The sequence below is a fragment of the Xanthomonas sp. LMG 12462 genome (assembly GCF_009192885.1).
GTDB classification, from domain to species: Bacteria; Pseudomonadota; Gammaproteobacteria; order Xanthomonadales; family Xanthomonadaceae; genus Xanthomonas_A; species Xanthomonas_A sontii.
Genome location: NZ_NMPP01000050.1, coordinates 24,318 through 43,062, shown reverse-complemented (window position 1 = coordinate 43,062; position 18,745 = coordinate 24,318). Strand labels below are relative to the sequence as shown.

General features: G+C 71.2%; 13 protein-coding genes and 1 riboswitch. Of the genes, 10 read left to right on the top strand and 3 right to left on the bottom strand.

Annotated features, from left to right (window positions below):
• Window positions 1-89: 89 nt before the first annotated feature.
• Window positions 90-190: riboswitch (TPP riboswitch) on the bottom strand.
• 212 nt (window positions 191-402) lie between these two features.
• Window positions 403-2,259 carry a methyl-accepting chemotaxis protein gene (locus CEK69_RS13360; protein ID WP_152246116.1) on the bottom strand — a complete coding sequence of 619 codons (1,857 nt, stop codon included), beginning with the start codon at window positions 2,257-2,259 and terminating at the stop codon, window positions 403-405.
• 358 nt (window positions 2,260-2,617) lie between these two features.
• On the opposite strand from CEK69_RS13360, the gene CEK69_RS13355 reads away from it, so the two are divergent.
• Window positions 2,618-4,189, top strand: a complete 1,572-nt coding sequence (locus CEK69_RS13355; RefSeq protein ID WP_152246084.1) for a BCCT family transporter — start codon at window positions 2,618-2,620, stop codon at window positions 4,187-4,189.
• Between the two features lie 22 nt (window positions 4,190-4,211).
• Here the strand turns inward: CEK69_RS13355 and ggt are convergent, their stop codons facing one another.
• Window positions 4,212-5,933: a gamma-glutamyltransferase gene (ggt, locus tag CEK69_RS13350; RefSeq protein ID WP_226975160.1), complete on the bottom strand. Its 1,722-nt coding sequence runs from the start codon at window positions 5,931-5,933 to the stop codon at window positions 4,212-4,214.
• A 490-nt stretch (window positions 5,934-6,423) separates the two neighbouring features.
• On the opposite strand from ggt, the gene ilvC reads away from it, so the two are divergent.
• The 9 genes from ilvC to leuB all read left to right on the top strand — a co-directional run bounded on the left by ilvC (window position 6,424) and on the right by leuB (window position 15,567).
• Window positions 6,424-7,431 (top strand): ketol-acid reductoisomerase, encoded by a 1,008-nt coding sequence (gene ilvC, locus CEK69_RS13345; protein WP_010343386.1) that lies wholly within the window; start codon window positions 6,424-6,426, stop codon window positions 7,429-7,431.
• Window positions 7,432-7,474: 43 nt separating this feature from the next.
• A complete protein-coding gene (gene ilvG, locus CEK69_RS13340; RefSeq protein ID WP_017911171.1) occupies window positions 7,475-9,196 on the top strand; it encodes an acetolactate synthase 2 catalytic subunit in 1,722 nt (573 codons plus the stop codon).
• Window positions 9,180-9,428 (top strand): ACT domain-containing protein, encoded by a 249-nt coding sequence (locus tag CEK69_RS13335; protein WP_017910519.1) that lies wholly within the window; start codon window positions 9,180-9,182, stop codon window positions 9,426-9,428. Before ilvG ends, CEK69_RS13335 begins: the two co-directional genes overlap by 17 nt.
• 177 nt (window positions 9,429-9,605) lie before the next feature.
• The gene (locus tag CEK69_RS13330; RefSeq protein WP_017910520.1) at window positions 9,606-10,706 is read left to right on the top strand and encodes a threonine dehydratase; all 1,101 of its coding nucleotides are present in this window, start codon (window positions 9,606-9,608) and stop codon (window positions 10,704-10,706) included.
• Window positions 10,703-12,259 (top strand): 2-isopropylmalate synthase, encoded by a 1,557-nt coding sequence (locus CEK69_RS13325; RefSeq protein WP_026144683.1) that lies wholly within the window; start codon window positions 10,703-10,705, stop codon window positions 12,257-12,259. Before CEK69_RS13330 ends, CEK69_RS13325 begins: the two co-directional genes overlap by 4 nt.
• An 84-nt stretch (window positions 12,260-12,343) precedes the next feature.
• The gene (leuC, locus tag CEK69_RS13320) at window positions 12,344-13,759 is read left to right on the top strand and encodes a 3-isopropylmalate dehydratase large subunit (protein WP_017910522.1); all 1,416 of its coding nucleotides are present in this window, start codon (window positions 12,344-12,346) and stop codon (window positions 13,757-13,759) included.
• A complete protein-coding gene (locus tag CEK69_RS13315; RefSeq protein WP_043094828.1) occupies window positions 13,759-13,938 on the top strand; it encodes a hypothetical protein in 180 nt (59 codons plus the stop codon). The genes leuC and CEK69_RS13315 overlap by 1 nt, the downstream gene beginning before the upstream one ends.
• Window positions 13,938-14,516: a 3-isopropylmalate dehydratase small subunit gene (gene leuD / locus CEK69_RS13310; RefSeq protein ID WP_152239328.1), complete on the top strand. Its 579-nt coding sequence runs from the start codon at window positions 13,938-13,940 to the stop codon at window positions 14,514-14,516. Before CEK69_RS13315 ends, leuD begins: the two co-directional genes overlap by 1 nt.
• A complete protein-coding gene (gene leuB, locus CEK69_RS13305; RefSeq protein WP_152246082.1) occupies window positions 14,506-15,567 on the top strand; it encodes a 3-isopropylmalate dehydrogenase in 1,062 nt (353 codons plus the stop codon). Before leuD ends, leuB begins: the two co-directional genes overlap by 11 nt.
• Window positions 15,568-15,756: 189 nt before the next feature.
• Here leuB and CEK69_RS13300 read toward each other — a convergent pair whose 3' ends face one another.
• Window positions 15,757-18,696 carry a ligand-binding sensor domain-containing diguanylate cyclase gene (locus tag CEK69_RS13300; RefSeq protein WP_226975159.1) on the bottom strand — a complete coding sequence of 980 codons (2,940 nt, stop codon included), beginning with the start codon at window positions 18,694-18,696 and terminating at the stop codon, window positions 15,757-15,759.
• Between the last annotated feature and the right edge of the window lie 49 nt (window positions 18,697-18,745).

Sequence of the window (18,745 nt, the reverse complement as noted above, 5' to 3'; positions counted from 1 at the left end):
GACCCGCAGGGGAAGCGGGACGGGTGCGAGCGGACTCGCATCTCGGACGAAGCGGCGGCGCGGGCCCGTCCCGGACGCGCACGCGCCCGCAGCGGACTTGCGAAGCTTCCCTACGCCGGTATCAACCGGATCAGGTTCGAAGGGACTGTCTCAACCGCGGCCTGCGCCGACGGTACCCCCGCTTCTGCGGCTATTAGACCCGTTTCCGCCGCTCGCCGCCAACCGATGCGGCTGAACGCCGGCACAGCCGCCGCGCGCATGTGTCAGCGCCGCCACACGCGACGGCGCCGGCGACAAACCGCGGCCACGTGGCCGGCCTAGCATGCGCGCACAAGAATCAGAGCTCTCTCTCATCGCCGCCGGCACTGCCGGCGGCTTTTTTTTGCCAACGCGCGCGCCGGCTCATTCCAGCATGTAGGCCATGCGCAAGCCGCCCCAGTGGCGCCCGCGGACATGCACCGGCACCGACAGGTCGAACAGGATCTGCCCGGTATCGCGCCGATACACCTGCAGCAGATAGGGCTCGGTGTGGCGGCCGACATTGCGGCCGACCCGGTCGACGAAGATGCGCTTGCTGCGGTTGCCGACCAGGTCGCGCGCGCGGTCGCCACTGAGCGGCTGGCTGAAGCGCAGATTGTGGGTCGGCACGTAACCGTCGACGTTCGCGCAGATCGCGAACACGATCCACGGATGCGCGGCCAGCAGCGGCTCCTGCAGCGGCGGCAGCAGCTCGTCGCACAACGCATCGAACGCGGTGCGGTACTTGGGCGGGTCGATGCCGGGGATCGGCACGTACTCGGTGGAGAACAGCGCCTCCTCGCCGATGCGCCCGCGCATCAGCGCTGCCTCGAAGGCCAGGCCGACGCTGACCGCAGCGGCCTGGGCCAGATCGCGCACGCGCGCATGCCGTGGCTGGCGCATCGGATCGGCGGGCAGCCGGAACAGATTCACGCAGTCGTGCAGGGTGCCGCTGCCCGCGGCCAGGTCGGCGCTGCGCTGCACCACCTGCGCGGCGTGCTGCAGATTGCTGCGGCTGAGCCCGACCACGTGCTCGATGGCACGGTCGATGCCGCCGATCTCTCCGCTCTGCGTGGCGATGCGGCCGGCCACCGCCTCCATCGCCGCACTGGCGCGGCCGAGCAATTCGCCGATGCCGCCCAGCACCTGCTCGGTGCGCTGCGCCGAGGCCGCGCTGTCATGCAGGGCGGCGCCGGTCTCGCCGATGATGCTGCGCACGTCGCGTGCCGCGGTGGCGGCGCGTTCGGCGAGTTGCCGGATTTCGGTGGCGACCACCGCGAAGCCGCGCCCGGCCGGGCCGGCGTGTACCGCTTCGATGCTGGCGTTGATCGAGAGGATGTTGGTCTGGAATGCGACCGCATCGATCACCTCGATGACCTGGTTGGCGCGTGCCGAACGCCGCGCCACCTCCTGCATCGCCTGGCCGAGGATGCGCGCCGCCTCCACACCCTGGCGGGCGCTGTCGTCTGCGCTGGCCGCCACCGCGATCACCGCGCGCAGGTCGCGATCCATCTCGTGCAGGCTCTGCAGCAATTGCCGGGTGGTAGTGAGCACCGTCTGCAGCGCATCGAGCTGGGTCTGCGATTGCCGCGCCAGTTCGTCGTTCTCGGCGACCACGTGCGGCACGTCGGCGGCGATCTGCAGCGACAGCGCCACCGCCTGGCGGATCGCCTCGGCCAGGTTGCCGAAACCGGCCGACAGGCGCCGCCCCGGCATCGCCTCGGCCTCCTGCGCCGACAGCGGCGTGTGCAGCCCCAGATCCAGATCGCAGCCGGTCAGCCGCTCGCCGACCCGATCCAGCAGCGCCTGCGCCGCCACGCCTTCCTGGATCCGCTGCGCCACCGCCTGCAGCGCCGGGCTGATCGCGCCCTGGGCCTGGCCGGCACCGAGCAGGGCGACGTCGCGCAACAGCGCCGCGGTTTCCGGATGCGGCAGCGACAGCAGCCAGCCCTGGCCACTGCGGTCGCGGTCGCGCTGGTAGCGCACGCGGCGCGTGGGATCGGCTCCCGGCGCCTGCCAACTGCCTTCGGCGTCCACCAGGGCGGTCAGCGGCAGGCCCCAGATCGCCTCGCTGGTGGCGCCGAGCAAGGTCTCGGCCGGCATCCCCAGCAGGTCCAGGGCGGCACGGTTGGCGGCGCTCACGCGACCATCGGATTCCAGCCGCAACAAGGCGATCGGCGCATCCGGCAAACCGGCAACGGGCGCGGCGTCGGCATCGGGACTGCGTGAGAACAAGGCCATCGGCGTCTCCCTCAGTGCTGCGGCCATGGTATCGGCTCCTGCCGCGCCCTCGCAGCGACGGACGCCGCAACCGGGATCACCATCATGCCCGCGGCGTGCATCGACAGACACGGCCACGACACGGCGATGACGTCGTCTTCGCGAAGATCCCTGCCTTGCAGCCCGACCGACCCGTCCTGGGCACCAAGCGCACGCTGTTGCGCGACCTCGCCTCGCAGTGACAGCGCGATGCGGCAGGCGACAGCGCCGGCACCCGGTGCCCGCTGCCGGCGCCGCACGCTGTCTCGCCGCCGTCTGCCCTGCGTGCGTGTCGCCAGCGGCGACGCCCCATCCGTTCCCCGACTGGAGACGCTCCACCATGGTGTTCCGCATTTCCATCGCCTTGGTGGCGCTGCTGGTCCTGATCGCCGGCGTTGCCCCCGGCCCCTTCAATGACGTGGTGCAGACCGCGCTGACCGACGTGATCCGCAGTGCCGGCTGGCTGTACCTGCTGATCGTGTTCCTGACCCTGAGCTTCCTGCTGTACCTGGCGTTCGGTCGCTTCGGCAACCTGCGCATCGGCGGCGAAGACGCCGAGCCGGATTTCTCGCGCGGGAGCTGGCTGTCGATGTTGTTCGCCGCCGGCATGGGCATCGGCCTGGTGTTCTGGGGTGCGGCCGAGCCGATCTCGCATTTCCTCAAACCGCCGGAGGGGCTGGCGCCGGAGAGCATGCAGGCGGCACGCGCGTCGATGCGCTACGCCTTCTTCCACTGGGGCCTGCATCCCTGGGCGGTGTATGCGCTGATCGGCCTGGCGATGGCCTGGTTCCAGTACAACCGCAACGGCCGCGGGCTGATCAGCGACATCCTGCAGCCGGTCATCGGCCGCCATCACCGCGGCTGGATCGGGCAGTGCGTGAACATCGCCGCGGTGGTCGCCACCGCGGTCGGCGTGGCGACCACCCTGGGCTTCGGCACCATCCAGATCGCCGCCGGCGTGCAGCGCGTGTTCGGCGTGCACGCCGGGGTGCCGTTGCAGTTGACGGTGATCGGCGTGGCCTTCGTGCTGTACATGCTGTCCACCAGCACCGGTGTGGAACGCGGCATCAAGTGGCTGTCCAACATCAACCTGGCGCTGGCGGCACTGCTGCTGGCCGCGGTGCTGGTGCTCGGCCCCACCGGCTTCATCTTCGACACCTTCACCACCACGCTGGGCGCCTACCTCAATCAACTGGTGACGATGAGCCTGCGCATGTCGCCGTTCTCCGGCGACCGCTGGGTGGCCGACTGGACCATCTTCTACTGGGCCTGGTGGATCGCCTGGGCGCCGTTCGTCGGCGCGTTCATCGCCCGCGTCTCGCGCGGCCGCAGCGTGCGCGAATTCGTCGTCGGCGTGGTGCTGGCGCCGACCCTGCTCGGCTTCCTGTGGTTCTCGGTGTTCGGCGGCACCGCGCTGTGGTCGCAGCTGTTCGGCCACGTGGACATGCTGCAGGCGCTGCACAACGGCTACGAGACGGTGCTGTTCACCCTGTTCGACAGCCTGCCGGGGTCGCTGCAGCTGTCGAGCGTGGCGTTGTTGCTGCTGATGATCTTCTTCGTCAGTTCCGCCGATTCGGCGGTGCTGGTGCTGGCCAGCATGTCCACCGACGAGGCCGGCGACCCGCCGCTGGCGCGCAAGCTGGTGTGGGGCGTGGCGGTGGCGCTGATCGCCGCGGTGCTGTTGCTGGCCGGCGGCCTGGATGCGCTGCAGGGCGTGATCACCATCGCGGCGCTGCCGTTCGCCTTGCTGATGGTGCTGGTGATCGTGTCGCTGTACCGCGTGCTCGATGCCGAGTCCAACCGCCAACGCCGCCAGGCGCAACGCGCCAGGCACATGATCGAGGCCTGGATCGCGCGCGAACAGGCGGCGCGGGACGACGCAGACGCGGCGGCGCCCCGCGCACAGGAATGAACGCCCCCGCGCGCGGCCGGCCTCAGTAGCCGGCGGCCTGCCCGTCCTTGCGGCTTTCCGACGCGCCGTAGTACACGCCGCTGCCCGGGTCGCGCGCGATGGCCTGGTAACCGCCGTACGGCCCGTCGGCGAAGATCACCCGATGGCCCTTGCGCATCAGTTCGCGGATGGTGTCGTAGGCGAAGCCGGTTTCCAGGTTCAGCTCGCCGCCGTCGCGCATCGCCGTGGCCTGCCCGGTCGGCTCGGTGGAGCCATCGTGCTGGATCCGCGGCGCGTCGCCGGCCTCCTGCAGGTTCATGTGGAAATCGATCAGGTTCATCAGGATCTGCACGTGGCCCTGCGGCTGCATCGCCCCGCCCATCACCCCGAAGCTCAGCCACGGCTTGCCGTCCTTGGTCACGAACGCGGGGATGATGGTCTGGAACGGACGCTTGCCCGGCGCGTAGCCGTTGGGATGGTCCTTCTGCAGCACGAACATCTCGCCGCGGTCCTGCAGGATGAAGCCCAGCCCCGGCGGCGCCATGCCGCTGCCCATGCCGCGGTAGTTGGACTGGATCAGCGACACCATCATGCCGTCGGCATCGGCGACGGTCAGGTAGATGGTGTCGCCCTCTTCCAACTGCTTCGGCGTGCCCGGCTGCACTTCCTTCAGCGCGCGGTCCATCGAGATCAGCGCGCGCCGCTGCGCGGCGTAGTCCTTGGAGATCAGCCGCGCCAGCGGCGCCGGCTGGAACGCCGGGTCGGCGTAGAAGCGCGCACGATCGGCGAAGGCCAGCTTCTTCGCTTCGGTGAACAGGTGCACGTGCTCGGCCGAGCCGAACGGGATCTTGGAGAAGTCGTAGCCCTCCAGGATGTTGAGCATCTGCAGCGCGGCGATGCCCTGGCTGTTGGGCGGCAGTTCCCACACGTCGTAGCCGCGGTAGTTGGTGGACACCGGCTCGACCCATTCGCCGTGGTGGCTGGCCAGATCCTCGTAGCGCAGGAAGCCGCCGTTGGCCTTGAAGTAGGCATCGATGGTGCGCGCGATCGGGCCCTTGTAGAACGCGTCGCGGCCGCCGTCGGCGATCTGCTGCAGGGTGTTGGCCAGGTTCGGGTTCTTCCACAGCTCGCCCTTGCGCGGGGCGTGGCCGTCGATGGTGAACTGCTCCTTGAAGCCGGGGTACTGCGACAGCCGCGGCACCGAGCGATCCCAGTAGTAGGCGATGGTCTCGGCCACCGGATGGCCGTCGCGGGCGTAGCGGATCGCCGGCGCCAGGTTCTGCGCCATCGTCCTGCGCCCGAAACGTTCGTGCAGCGCGAACCAGCCGTCGACCGCACCGGGCACCGAGACCGGCAGCGGACCGGTGGCCGGGATCTCCTTCAACCCGCGGCGCTGGAACTCGGCCAGGGTCAGCGCCTTCGGCGAACGGCCGGAGCCGTTGTAGCCGTACAGCTTCTGCGTCTTCGGATCCCAGACGATGGCGAACAGGTCGCCACCGACGCCGTTGCCGGTCGGCTCCATCAGCCCCAGCGCGGCGTTGGCGGCGATCGCCGCGTCCACCGCCGAGCCGCCCTCACGCATGGTCTCCAGTGCGATCTGCGTGGCCAGCGGCTGCGAGGTGGCGGCCATGGCGTGCGGGGCGATCACTTCCGAACGCGTGGCGAACGGCTGGCCGGTGATGCGGTCGGCGGCCTGCGCCGGCACCGACGTCGCCAGTGCCAGCGCGAGCGCCAGGCGCGCCAGGGAAGGAAGCGAAACGGACATGCGCGGCTCTCCGGAGAACAGGGGACGCCCACCGTACCCGAGTGCGGCGGGTGCCGCCGCGCAGGCGCTCACATCGCGCCATCGCAAAGGCCGGATTTCCGCGCAATTGGCGCCATTCGTCGCCTGCGCCGCCTCCGTTTCATGCGTAACCATGCAGTGCTGGCGCGGCTTTCGGCACATTCGCCCGCGGAGGCCCGCAACACAGTTGACAGTCGCGCAAAGCCCATGGTTATCTCGCTGCATGTTGCAGCGCCACACCCGCCCGAAGTCGACCCGCCAGCCCGCCGCGTTGCGCGCGGACGCTGCTGCGTCGCTCCTCGTACTCGTGCTTATTACCTCGCCCACAAGTGCGGGACGAACCGGCGTGTAAGCGACAAGCAGCCAGGATTCGATCAGACCCCGCACCGGCAACGGCGCGGGGTTTTTCGTTTCAGTGACCACGAATGCAAGACCCCTCTCCACTCCAACACCGTTCAAGGACATCCGCACAATGACCAGTTCCGCCCAGCCCACCACCAAGATCGCCATCGTCGGTTACGGCAGCCAGGGCCGCGCGCACGCGCTGAACCTGCGCGAGTCCGGCTTCGACGTCACCATCGGCCTGCGTGCCGGCGGCCCGACCGAAGCCAAGGCGCAGGCCGACGGCTTCGTGGTGAAGAGCCCCGCCGAGGCGGTCAAGGACGCCGACCTGGTCGCGGTGCTGACCCCGGACATGGTGCAGAAGAAGCTGTACGAAGAAGTGCTGGCGCCGAACATGAAGCAGGGCGCGTGCCTGCTGTTCGCGCACGGCCTGAACGTGCACTTCGACATGATCAAGCCTCGCGCCGACCTGGACGTGGTGCTGGTCGCGCCGAAGGGCCCGGGCGCGCTGGTGCGTCGCGAGTACGAGATCGGCCGCGGCGTGCCGTGCATCTGGGCGGTGTACCAGGACAAGAGCGGCAAGGCCGAGCAGTTCGCGCTGGAATACGCCGCCGGCCTGGGCGGCGCGCGCGCCAACCTGATCAAGACCACCTTCAAGGAAGAGACCGAGACCGATCTGTTCGGCGAGCAGGCGGTGCTGTGCGGCGGCGCCTCGTCGCTGGTGCAGGCCGGCTTCGAAGTGCTGGTGGAAGCCGGCTACCAGCCGGAAATCGCCTACTACGAAGTGCTGCACGAACTGAAGCTGATCGTCGACCTGTTCTACGAAGGCGGCATCACCCGCATGCTCGAGTTCGTCTCCGAAACCGCGCAGTACGGCGACTACGTCAGCGGCCCGCGGGTGATCGACGCGGCGACCAAGGAGCGCATGCGCGACGTGCTGACCGACATCCAGAACGGCACCTTCACCAAGAACTGGGTGGCCGAATACGACGCCGGCCTGCCGAACTACAAGAAGTTCAAGCAGGCCGATCTGGACCACCCCATCGAAACGGTCGGCAAGCAGCTGCGCGCCAAGATGGTGTGGCTCAACGGCGACGCCGCTGCCGCACCGGCCGCCGGCGGCACCAAGGCCGCGTAATCCGCGGCTCCCCCACCCGCTTCCACCGAAAGGTCGCCACCGTATGAACTCCTCCGCTCACGGCACGCCCCGCAACGGCGCGCGCTGGCTGACGCAGGCCCTGGAAGCCGAAGGCGTGGACACGCTGTTCGGCTATCCGGGCGGCACCATCATGCCGTTCTACGACGCGCTGGTAGACAGCCAGCTCAAGCACATCCTGGTCCGCCACGAACAGGGCGCGGCGCTGGCCGCCAACGGCTACGCCCGCGCCAGCGGACGGGTCGGCGTGTGCGTCGCCACGTCCGGCCCGGGCGCGTCCAACCTGGTCACCGGCATCGCCGATGCGATGCTCGACTCGGTGCCGATGATCTGCCTGACCGGGCAGGTCGCCACGCCGCTGCTGGGCACCGACGCGTTCCAGGAGCTGGACGTGTTCGGCCTGACCCTGCCGATCGTCAAGCACAGCTTCCTGGTGCGGCACGTGGACGACCTGCCGCAGGTGCTGCGCGACGCGTTCCGCATCGCCCGCGAAGGGCGGCCGGGGCCGGTGCTGATCGACCTGCCCAAGGACGTGCAGCTGGCCGATGCCGCGCATCTGCCGGCGCACGTGCCGGCGGCGGTGCCGACCCCGCCGGCGCCGCAGGATGCGGTGCTGGCCGAGGCGCTGGCGGCGATCGCCGGCGCCGAGAAGCCGGTGATCTACGGCGGCGGCGGCATCGCCCTGGGCGATGCGGTGGACGCGTTCCGCGCGTTCGTCGAGGCCACCCGCATCCCCACCGTGCTGACCCTGCGCGGCCTGGGCGCATTGCCGCACGCGCACCCGCATTACCTGGGCATGCTCGGCATGCACGGCACCCGCGCCGCCAACATGGCGGTGCAGGAGTCGGATCTGCTGATCGTGGTCGGCGCGCGCTTCGACGACCGCGCCACCGGCAAGCTGGCCGAGTTCGCGCCGTTCGCGCGGGTCATCCACCTGGACGCCGACGCCTGCGAGATCTCCAAGCTGCGCCAGGCCGACATCGCCGTGCCCGGCGACGTGGCGCAGGCGCTGCGTGCGCTGGCCGCGGCGACCAGCACCTGCGAGGCCTGGCACGCGCGCTGCGTCGGCCATCGCGAGAAGTTCGGCGCGCGCTACGACGCGCCCGGGCAGGACATCTATGCGCCCGGCCTGCTGAAGCGGCTGAGCGAACTGGCCCCGGCCGACACCGTGATCGCCTGCGACGTCGGCCAGCACCAGATGTGGGTCGCCCAGCACTGCCGCTTCAACCACCCGCGCAACCACCTGACCAGCGGCGCGCTGGGCACCATGGGCTTCGGCCTGCCGGCGGCGATGGGCGCGCAGTTCGCCTGCCCGGACCGCACCGTGGTGCTGGTCAGCGGCGACGGCAGTTTCATGATGAACGTGCAGGAGCTGGTCACCATCGCCCGCTGCAAGCTGCCGGTGAAGATCGTGCTGCTGGACAACAGCTCGCTGGGCATGGTGCGGCAATGGCAGGAACTGTTCTTCGCCGAGCGCTACAGCGAGATCGACCTCTCGGACAACCCGGATTTCGCCGCGCTGGCGCAGGTGTTCGGCATCCCGGCCAAGCGCATCACCGCGCGTGGCCAGGTCGACGACGCGCTGGCCGAGCTGCTGGCGCAGCCGGGCCCGGCGCTGCTGCACGTGGCCATCGACGCGCGCGCCAACGTGTGGCCGCTGGTGCCGCCGAATACCGCCAACAGCACCATGCTGGAAAGCAATCCCGCTGCCCAGCGCCAGGAGACGACACATGCGTTACCAGCTTGACCTGGTGCTGAAACCGATCGACGGCGCCCTGCTGCGCGCGATCGGCATGGCCGAACGCCGCGGCTTCGCGCCGATCTCGATCAGCGGCGCACCGGTGGCCGAGGACGCCGGCCGCTGGCACCTGCAACTGGTGGTGGACGGCAACCGCCCCGGCGAGACCTTGCGCCTGCAGATGGAGAAGGTCTACGACTGCGAATCGGTGCGCGTGACCGCGCTGGATGGGGTGGTATGAGGCGGTCGGGACCCGGGGCCCGGAACCCGGGACCCGTGGCGGTCGCCGCGGGCGTCGGGCGCAGCGCGAGACGCGCGAAAGCCAGGACTGCGCGGAGGTGTCTTCTTCCATGGAGGTCGCTTCTCCGGGAACCCGCTTTTCCCGGGTCCCGGGTCCCGGGCCGCGGGTCCCGAGCGCATGTCTAACATCCCCGCCCCGCAGGAGCCGGACGTAGGCCACGTCGCCGTCAGCGTGGCCGACGTATTGGCCGCGCAGGCGCGGCTGCGCCGCTATCTGCCGCCGACGCCGGTGCATTACGCCGAGCGCTTCGGCGTCTGGCTGAAACTGGAAAACCTGCAGCGCACCGGTTCCTACAAGGTCCGCGGCGCGCTCAATGCGCTACTGGCCGGGCTGGAACGCGGCGACGAGCGCGCGGTGATCTGTGCCTCCGCCGGCAACCACGCGCAGGGCGTGGCCTGGGCCGCGCACCGGCTGGGCGTGCAGGCGATCACGGTGATGCCGCACGGCGCGCCGCAGACCAAGATCGCCGGCGTCGCGCACTGGGGCGCCACCGTGCGCCAGCACGGCAACAGCTACGACGAGGCCTTCGCCTTCGCCCGCGAACTGGCCGAGCAGAACGGCTACCGCTTCCTGTCCGCCTTCGACGACCCGGACGTGATCGCCGGCCAGGGCACGGTCGGCATCGAGCTGGCCGCGCACGCCCCGGACGTGGTGATCGTGCCGATCGGCGGCGGCGGCCTGGCCTCCGGTGTGGCGCTGGCGCTGCGCTCGCAGGGCGTGCGCGTGGTCGGCGCGCAGGTCGAGGGCGTGGACTCGATGGCGCGGGCGATCCGCGGCGACGTCCGCGCCGTGGATCCGGTGCCCACCCTGGCCGACGGCGTCAAGGTTAAAATCCCCGGGTTCATCACCCGCCGGCTGTGCGCCAGCCTGCTCGACGACGTGGTGATCGTGCGCGAGGCGGAACTGCGCGAAACGCTGGTCCGCCTGGCGCTGGAGGAGCACGTCATCGCCGAGGGCGCCGGCGCGCTGGCCCTGGCGGCCGGGCGCCGCGTCGCCGGCAAGCGCAAATGCGCGGTGGTGTCCGGCGGCAACATCGACGCCGGCGTGCTGGCGACGCTGCTGTCGGAGGTGCGCCCGCGCCCGCCGCGCAAGCCGCGCCGCCGCAGCGCCGAGCGACTTCGTAGCCAACGTCCCGCCCCGCCCGCTCCTGCCCGCATCGCCGCGTCCCCGCATCCCCATCCGCAAGCCACCGCCGCCGTAGAGGAACCCATCTGGTGAACACTTCCGTTTCTTCCCAGACCCCCCGCATCCGCATTTTCGACACCACCCTGCGCGACGGCGAGCAATCCCCCGGCTGCAGCATGACCCCGCCGCAGAAGCTGGTGATGGCGCGCGCCCTGGCCGAGCTGGGCGTGGACATCATCGAGACCGGCTTCCCGGCCAGCTCGCAGTCCGACCGCGAGGCGATGGCGCTGATCGGCCGCGAAGTGCGCGGCCCGACCCTGGCGGTGCTGTCGCGCTGCCTGGCCGCCGATATCGAGACCTCGGCACGGGCGCTGGAAGCGGCGGCCAATCCGCGCCTGCACGTGTTTCTGTCGACCAGCCCGCTGCACCGCGAGCACAAGCTGCGCATGACCCGCGAGCAGGTGCTGGAGTCGGTGCGCAAGCACGTCGCGCTGGCGCGCCAGTACGTGGACGACGTGGAGTTCTCGGCCGAGGACGCCACCCGCACCGAGGAGGATTTCCTGGCCGAGGTCGCCAGCGTGGCGATCGCCGCCGGCGCCACCACCATCAACCTGCCCGACACGGTCGGCTTCACCACCCCGGAAGAGATCCGCGGCATGTTCGCGCGGATCATCGCCAGCGTCCCCGGCGCCGACCGCGTGGTATTCAGCGCGCACTGCCACAACGACCTGGGCCTGGCCGTGGCCAACTCGCTGGCCGCGGTGGAAGGCGGCGCGCGGCAGGTGGAATGCGCCATCAACGGCATCGGCGAGCGCGCCGGCAACTGCGCGCTGGAAGAGATCGCGATGGCGCTGAAGGTGCGCAACGCGTTCTACGAACTGGACACCGCGATCCACACCCCGCGCATCGTCGCCACCTCGCAGTTGCTGCAGCGCCTGGTCGGCATGCCGGTGCAGCGCAACAAGGCGATCGTCGGCGGCAACGCCTTCGCCCACGAGTCGGGCATCCACCAGCACGGCATGCTGCGCCACCGCGGCACCTACGAGATCATGCGCCCGGAAGACGTGGGCTGGGAGTCCTCGCAGATGGTGCTGGGCCGCCACAGCGGCCGCGCCGCGGTCGAGCAGCGCCTGCGCGCGCTCGGCTACGTGCTGGACGAGGCCGAACTGAACATCGCCTTCGACGCGTTCAAGGCGCTGTGCGAACAGCAGCGCGTGGTCAACGACGCCGACCTGCAGGCGATGATGCAGGACGCGCCGGAGAGCCAGGGCTACCGCCTGTCGTCGATGACCGTCAGCGACCGTGGCCAGCGCGCCAGCGCGCAGGTCGAGCTGTCCGATCCGGACGGCCAGCGGGTCAGCGAGCGCGCCGAGGGCGACGGCCCGGTGGACGCCCTGTTCGCCGCACTGTCGGCCGCTACCGGCGTGCAGCTGGTGCTGGACAGCTACCAGGTACACAGCGTCGGCATCGGTGCCGACGCGCGCGGCGAGGCCAATCTCAGCGTGCGCCACGGCGAGGTCGAGTACGACGGCACCGGCACCAGCCGCGACATCATCGAGGCCAGCGCGCTGGCCTGGCTGGACGTGGCCAACCGCGTGCTGCGCCAGCGCCAGGGCGCGCCGGCCGCGGCCGACGCGCTGGCCTGAGCGGCCACAGCGCGGTCATCGTCCTCGTGCACGCTCGCCTTCGCTCCCCTTCCCCGCCCAGCTTTCCTGCCAGGTAGTTCCGCAATGTCCGCCACTCCCCGCACCCTGTACGACAAGCTGTGGGACGCGCACGTCGTCGTCCCCGAAAGCGCCGCCGCCCCGGCGGTGCTGTACATCGACCTGCACCTGATCCACGAAGTGACCTCGCCACAGGCGTTCACCGAACTCAAGACGCGCGGCCTGGCGCCGCGCCGGCCCGACCGCACCAAGGCGACGATGGACCACTCCACGCCGACCCTGCCGCGCGGCGCCGACGGCAAGCTGCCGTACTACACCCCGGCCTCCGAGGCGCAGGTGGACATGCTCGCGCGCAACTGCGCCGACTACGGCATCGAACTGTTCGACATGGGCTCGGACAACCGCGGCATCGTCCACGTGATCGCGCCGGAACAGGGCTTTACCCAGCCCGGCATGACCATCGTCTGCGGCGACAGCCACACCTCCACGCATGGCGCGTTCGGCGCGCTGGCGTTCGGCATCGGCACCAGCGAAGTCGGCCACGTGCTGGCCACCCAGTGCCTGCTGCAGCGCAAGGCCAGGACCATGGCGATCACCGTCGACGGGCCGCTGGCGCCGGGCGTGGGCGCCAAGGACGTGATCCTGCACATCATCGGCGTGATCGGGGTCAACGGCGGCACCGGCCACGTGCTGGAATACCGCGGCTCCACCATCGAAGCGATGGACATGGAGCAGCGCATGACCCTGTGCAACATGTCGATCGAGGCCGGCGCGCGCGCCGGCATGGTCGCGCCGGACCAGGTCACCTTCGACTGGGTCGCCAACACCCCGCGCGGCCCCAAGGGCGCCGACTTCGACGCCGCCGTGCAGCGCTGGTCGCAGCTGCGCAGCGATCCCGGCGCGCGCTTCGACGCCGAGGTGCGCATCGACGCGCGCGACATCCGCCCGACCCTGACCTGGGGCACCCACCCCGGCACCGCGATCGCGGTGGACGTGCCGATCCCGGCCGCGCAGGATCCGGCAGCGCAGAAGGGCCTGCACTACATGCACCTGGAAGCCGGGCACGCGCTGATCGGCACGCCGGTGGACGTGGTGTTCGTCGGCTCCTGCACCAACGGCCGGCTCAGCGACATGCGCGAAGTGGCGCAGGTGCTGCGCGGCCGCAAGGTGGCGCCGCACGTGCGCATGCTGGTGGTGCCGGGCTCGGAGATCGTCAAGCGCCAGGCCGAGGCCGAGGGCATCCACGAGGTGGTGCGCGCGGCCGGTGCGGAATGGCGCGAATCCGGCTGCTCGATGTGCATCGCCATGAACGGCGACCTGGTGGCGCCGGGGCAACTGGCGGTGAGCACCAGCAACCGCAATTTCGAAGGCCGCCAGGGCCCGGGGTCGCGCACCCTGCTGGCCTCGCCGCTGACCGCGGCCTGGGCCGCGGTGAACGGCCAGGTCAGCGATCCGCGCGCGCTGTTCGCGGAGGTCGCGTGATGGCGCCGCACATCGCCGCATTCGCGGCCACGCTGACCTTCGTCGCCACCACCACCCGCGCCTTCGCGCACCGCCACCAGCCGCTGCTGCCGCCGCACGTGCCGCCCGCGGCGCTGCCGCCGGTGGCCGACACCGCGGCGCCCGCCCCCGACTCCGTCGCTTCCCAGGAGACCCCGTGATGGCCGGCTTCGCCACCCTCACCTCGCGCAGCGTGGTGCTGCGCCAGACCAACATCGACACCGACCAGATCATCCCGGCGCGGTTCCTGTCCACCACCGAACGCGCCGGCCTCGGCCGCCACGCCTTCAACGACTGGCGCTGGCAGGCCGACGGCACGCCGAACCCGGAGTTCGCCTTCAACCAAGCGCACAACGCCGGCCGCCAGATCCTGCTGGCCGGGCGCAACTTCGGCTGCGGCTCCTCGCGCGAGCATGCGCCGTGGGCGCTGACCGACCTGGGCCTGCGCGCCATCGTCAGCAGCGAGATCGCCGACATCTTCCGCAACAACAGCCTCAAGAACGGCCTGCTGCCGATCGTGCTGGCCGAGGACGACGTGCAGACGCTGATGCAGCGCCCGGACGACGAACTGACCGTGGACGTGGCCGCGCGCGAGCTGCGCACGCCCGACGGCCGCGTCTACAGCTTCCCGCTCGATGCGTTCTCGCAGACCTGCCTGCTCGAGGGCGTGGACGAGATGGGTTACCTGTTGCTGCGCCAACCCGACATCGAACGCTACGAGGCCACCCATGCACGCTGACATCGTCGTCCTGCCCGGCGACGGCATCGGTCCGGAAGTCGCCGCCGCCGCGGTCGCGGTGCTGCGCGCCGTCGCCGCACGCCACGGCCACGACTTCCAGTTCCACGAACACGACATCGGCGGCATCGCCATCGACCGCCACGGCGAGCCGCTGCCGGCGGCGACGCTGACCGCCTGCCAGGGCGCCGACGCGGTGCTGCTGGGCGCGGTCGGCGGACCGAAGTGGTCCGACCCCAACGCCAAGGTGCGCCCCGAACAGGGCCTGCTGGCGATCCGCCGCGGCCTGGGCCTGTTCGCCAACCTGCGCCCGGTCAAGCCGCACAAGGCGGCGCTGGACGCCTCCCCGATCAAGCCGCACCTGCTGCAGGGCGTGGACATCGTGGTGGTGCGCGAACTGACCGGCGGCATCTACTTCGGCGACAAGACCCGCAGCGCCAGCGACGCCAGCGACCTGTGCCGCTACACCGTCGCGGAAATCGAACGGGTGTTGCGCAGCGCGTTCCGCCTGGCCCGGCAGCGCCGCAACCACGTGGTCTCGGTGGACAAGGCCAACGTGCTGGAAACCTCGCGGCTGTGGCGCGACGTCGCCGCGCGCATCGGCCGCGAGGAATTCCCGGACGTGCGCCTGGAACACCAACTGGTCGATTCGATGGCCATGCACCTGCTGGCCAAGCCGCGCGAGTACGACGTGATCGTCACCGAGAACATGTTCGGCGACATCCTCACCGACGAAGCCTCGATGCTGGCCGGCTCGCTGGGCCTGCTGCCGTCGGCCTCGCTGGGCGACGGCCGCATCGGCCTGTACGAGCCGATCCACGGGTCGGCGCCGGACATCGCCGGCAAGGGCATCGCCAACCCCTACGCGACCATCCTCAGCGCGGCGCTGCTGCTGCGCCACTCGCTGGGCCTGGAAGCCGAGGCGGCGGCGATCGAGCAGGCGGTGGATGCCGCGCTCGACGCGCAGGCGTTCACCGCCGATCTCGCCGCGCCCGGCCAGGGCATCTCCACCGACGCCGCCACGCAGGCGGTGCTGCAGCGCCTGCAGGCCTGATCCGCGGCGGCGCACCCGCGCCGGCCGTCTCCCGCCCGCCGCAGCGATGCGGCGGTGCGCAACGCCCCACTGCAACGCCCCACGCGCTTCGCGGCGCCTGCCTGGCGCCTGCCTGGCGCCTGCGCGCGCTTCCCGCACAACGTTCGTCGCTGCGCCACCGACGCGCTGCGTCCGGGTTGCGGCAGCGGCCTAGCCGACCACCCGATCGCGGCCTTCGCGCTTGGCCTGGTACAGGTGCTTGTCGGCCTTCACCAGCAGGTCGCGGCGGGTGCGCAGGGCCGGCGACAGGCAGGCGAAACCGATGCTGGCGGTGAAGCGCACCGCGCGACCGTCGTCGGCGTACAGCACCAGGTCGGCCACGCGCAGGCGCAGCGCGTCCAGGCGCGCGCGCGCCGCCTCCTGGTCCAGGCCGGGCAGCACCAGCAGGAATTCCTCGCCGCCATGGCGCGCAGCGAACGCCTGCTCGCCGAGGCTGTCGCGCAGCGCCTCGCCGACCCGGCGCAGCACCTCGTCGCCGATCTCGTGGCCGTAGGCGTCGTTGATCTTCTTGAAGTGGTCGATGTCCAGCAGCGCCACGCACAACGGCGTGCGCGCGCTCAGCGCCCGCTCCAGCGCCGTGTTGAGATAGGGATCGCCGGTGCGCCGGTTGGGCAGGCCGGTCAGCGCATCGTGCCCGGCCTGGTAGGCGAGCTTGCGCACCAGGTCCTCGCGTTCGAGGTTGGCCAGCTTCAACGCCAGGTTCTTGGCCTTCAGCTCGTGGGTGCGCTCGGCGATGATGGTGTTGAGCCGGCGCTGGCGGCGCCGGTAGCGATAGCTGCGGCCGCGGTACCACCACAGGATCAGACCGGTCGCGCACAGCGCCGCCAGCACCACGAACGGCCAGCGCTCCCAGAACGGCGGCACAAGCTGCAGTTGCAGCGAGGCGCTGCCGATGCGTTCGCTGCGCGACCAGTCCAGCGGACTGGTCATCGCCTGCACGTCCAGGCGATAGCTGCCCGACGGCAGGTTGGTGTAGACGGCTTCCTCGTTGCTGCCGGCATCGACCCACTGCCGGTCGAATCCCTGCAGGCGGTAGCGGTAGCGCACCTTGTCCGGCGAGCGGAAGCTCAGCCCGGCATAGCCGACCGCGAGCCGGGCGACACCGCCGTGCAGGCGGTACTCGCCACGAAGCGGCTGCGCCACGCCGTCCACCTGCACATGCGAGATCACCAGCGGCGGCGCACGCACGTTGCGCCGGCTCGGCAGGGCCGGATCGATCAGCGCCAGCCCGGCCGAGGTCGGGATCAGCAGCGCCCCGTCGCGGCTGCGCCAGCCGGCCGGTGCGCTGCTGCCGTTGCCCTGCCCGCCGGGCATGCCGTCGCTGCGGTCGACCACGTCCACCGCCAGGGTGCTGCGCTGGCCCGCGTCCAGCTCCGCCAGCCGCGCACGCGCGATGCGCAGCACGCCGCGGTTGCTGTTCGCCCACAGGTTGCCGTTGCCGTCGTCGAGCAGCCGGAACAGCTTGTCGCGCGGCAGACCGACGCTATGGTCGTAGATGCGCCACTGCCCGCCGCGCAGCCGCAGCAGGCCGCGGTCGCTGGCGACCCACAGGGTGCCGTCGGCATCTTCCAGGAAGTCGAAGGCGTTCTGCGCCGGGAAGCCCTGCCCGCTTGGCCGCGCCTGTAGCGTGCCGTTGCCCGCGAGCGTGGCGACGCCCTGATTGGTGCCGATCCACAGCACGCCGGCGCGGTCGCGGTACAGCGCCTGCACCTGTCGCCCGGGCAGGCCGTCGGCGCTGCCGTAGGCCCGCGTGCGATCGCCCTTGCGGTACAGCAGCCCCTCGTTGCCGCCGATCCACAGGCCGCCGTCGGCATCGGCCAGCAGCGCGCGCACCATGGTCCGCGGCACGCCCGCGGCCACGCCCAGGCGTTGCCGGATCGTGCCGTCGGCCGACAGCAGCAGCACGCCCTGGTCGTAAGTGCCCACCCACATGCCGCCGTCGCGGGCAGCGGCCAGCGCCAGCACCGATGGATCGCGGCCCGGCCGCTCGCTCAGCCGTACCGCGCGGATGCGGCCGCCCTCCCAGCGGTCCACGCCAGCGGCGTGGCCGATCCAGATCGTGCCATCGGCGTTCTGCTCGACCACGCGCACGTAGTCGCTGCCGAGCCCGTCCTGGCGGGTCAGGCCGCCGGCGTCGCCCTTGGCGACACGGAACAGCCCGTCGGTGCTGCCGGCCCATACCAGGCCCTCGTGGTCCTCGATCAACGCGGGGCTGACGACGCCGGAGATCGACAGGACTTCGTCGCTGGCGCCGTTGGCGGTGCGCCGCAACAGCTGCCCGCTGGACAGGCTCATCCATAGCTGGCCGTCCTGGTCCTGCAGCGCGGCATCGACGCGCTGGCCGCGCCGCAGCCATTGCAGCTCGCCGTTGCCGCCGAGCCAGAACACGCCCTCGTCGCTGGCCACCAGCAGGCCGCCGTGACGGTCGGGGGTCAGCCGCCGGATCGAGGCGGTGCGCATCGCCGCCGTGCCCCAGCGTTGCGCCTGCGTGCCGTGCGCGGTCAGGCGGAACAGCCCCTGCGAGGTGCCCACCAGCACCGCATCGCGGTAGCGCAGCAGCGCGGCGATGCGGGTCCGGCGCAGCCCCGCGGCGGTGCCGACATCGACCAGGCGGCCGTCGGCCTCGATCCGGAACAGGCCGTCCTCGCTGCCCACCCACAGCGCGCCGCCGGCATCGCGCAGCATCGCGGTAACCCGCAGGCGCTGCGCGCGCGCATCGCCCAGATGCTCCCAGCGCCCGGCGGCGTAGCGGAACACGCCGTCGTAGGCGGTGCCGACCAGCATGCCGCCATCGGTTTCGGCGAGCAGTGCGAACACGCCCGACAACTCCATGCCCGGGGTGTTCTGGCGATCGAAGACGGTGAAGGCGCGGCCGTCGAAGCGGGCCACGCCTTCCCAGGTTCCCACCCAGATCATGCCGTCGCGGTCCTGGGCCAGCGCGTGCACCAGGTTGTGCGGCAGCCCCTCTTCCATGGTCCAGCGCGCGATCACCGGGCGGTCGAGCACCGCGCGCTCGGTCAGCGGCGCGGCCGGTTCGGCGCGCGCGGCGGCACTGGCGCAGCACAGCGCCAGCAGCAGGCATATCACCACGCCCAGGCGGCGACACAGCGCTAGCGCGCCGTCGCGACTATCGTGACGC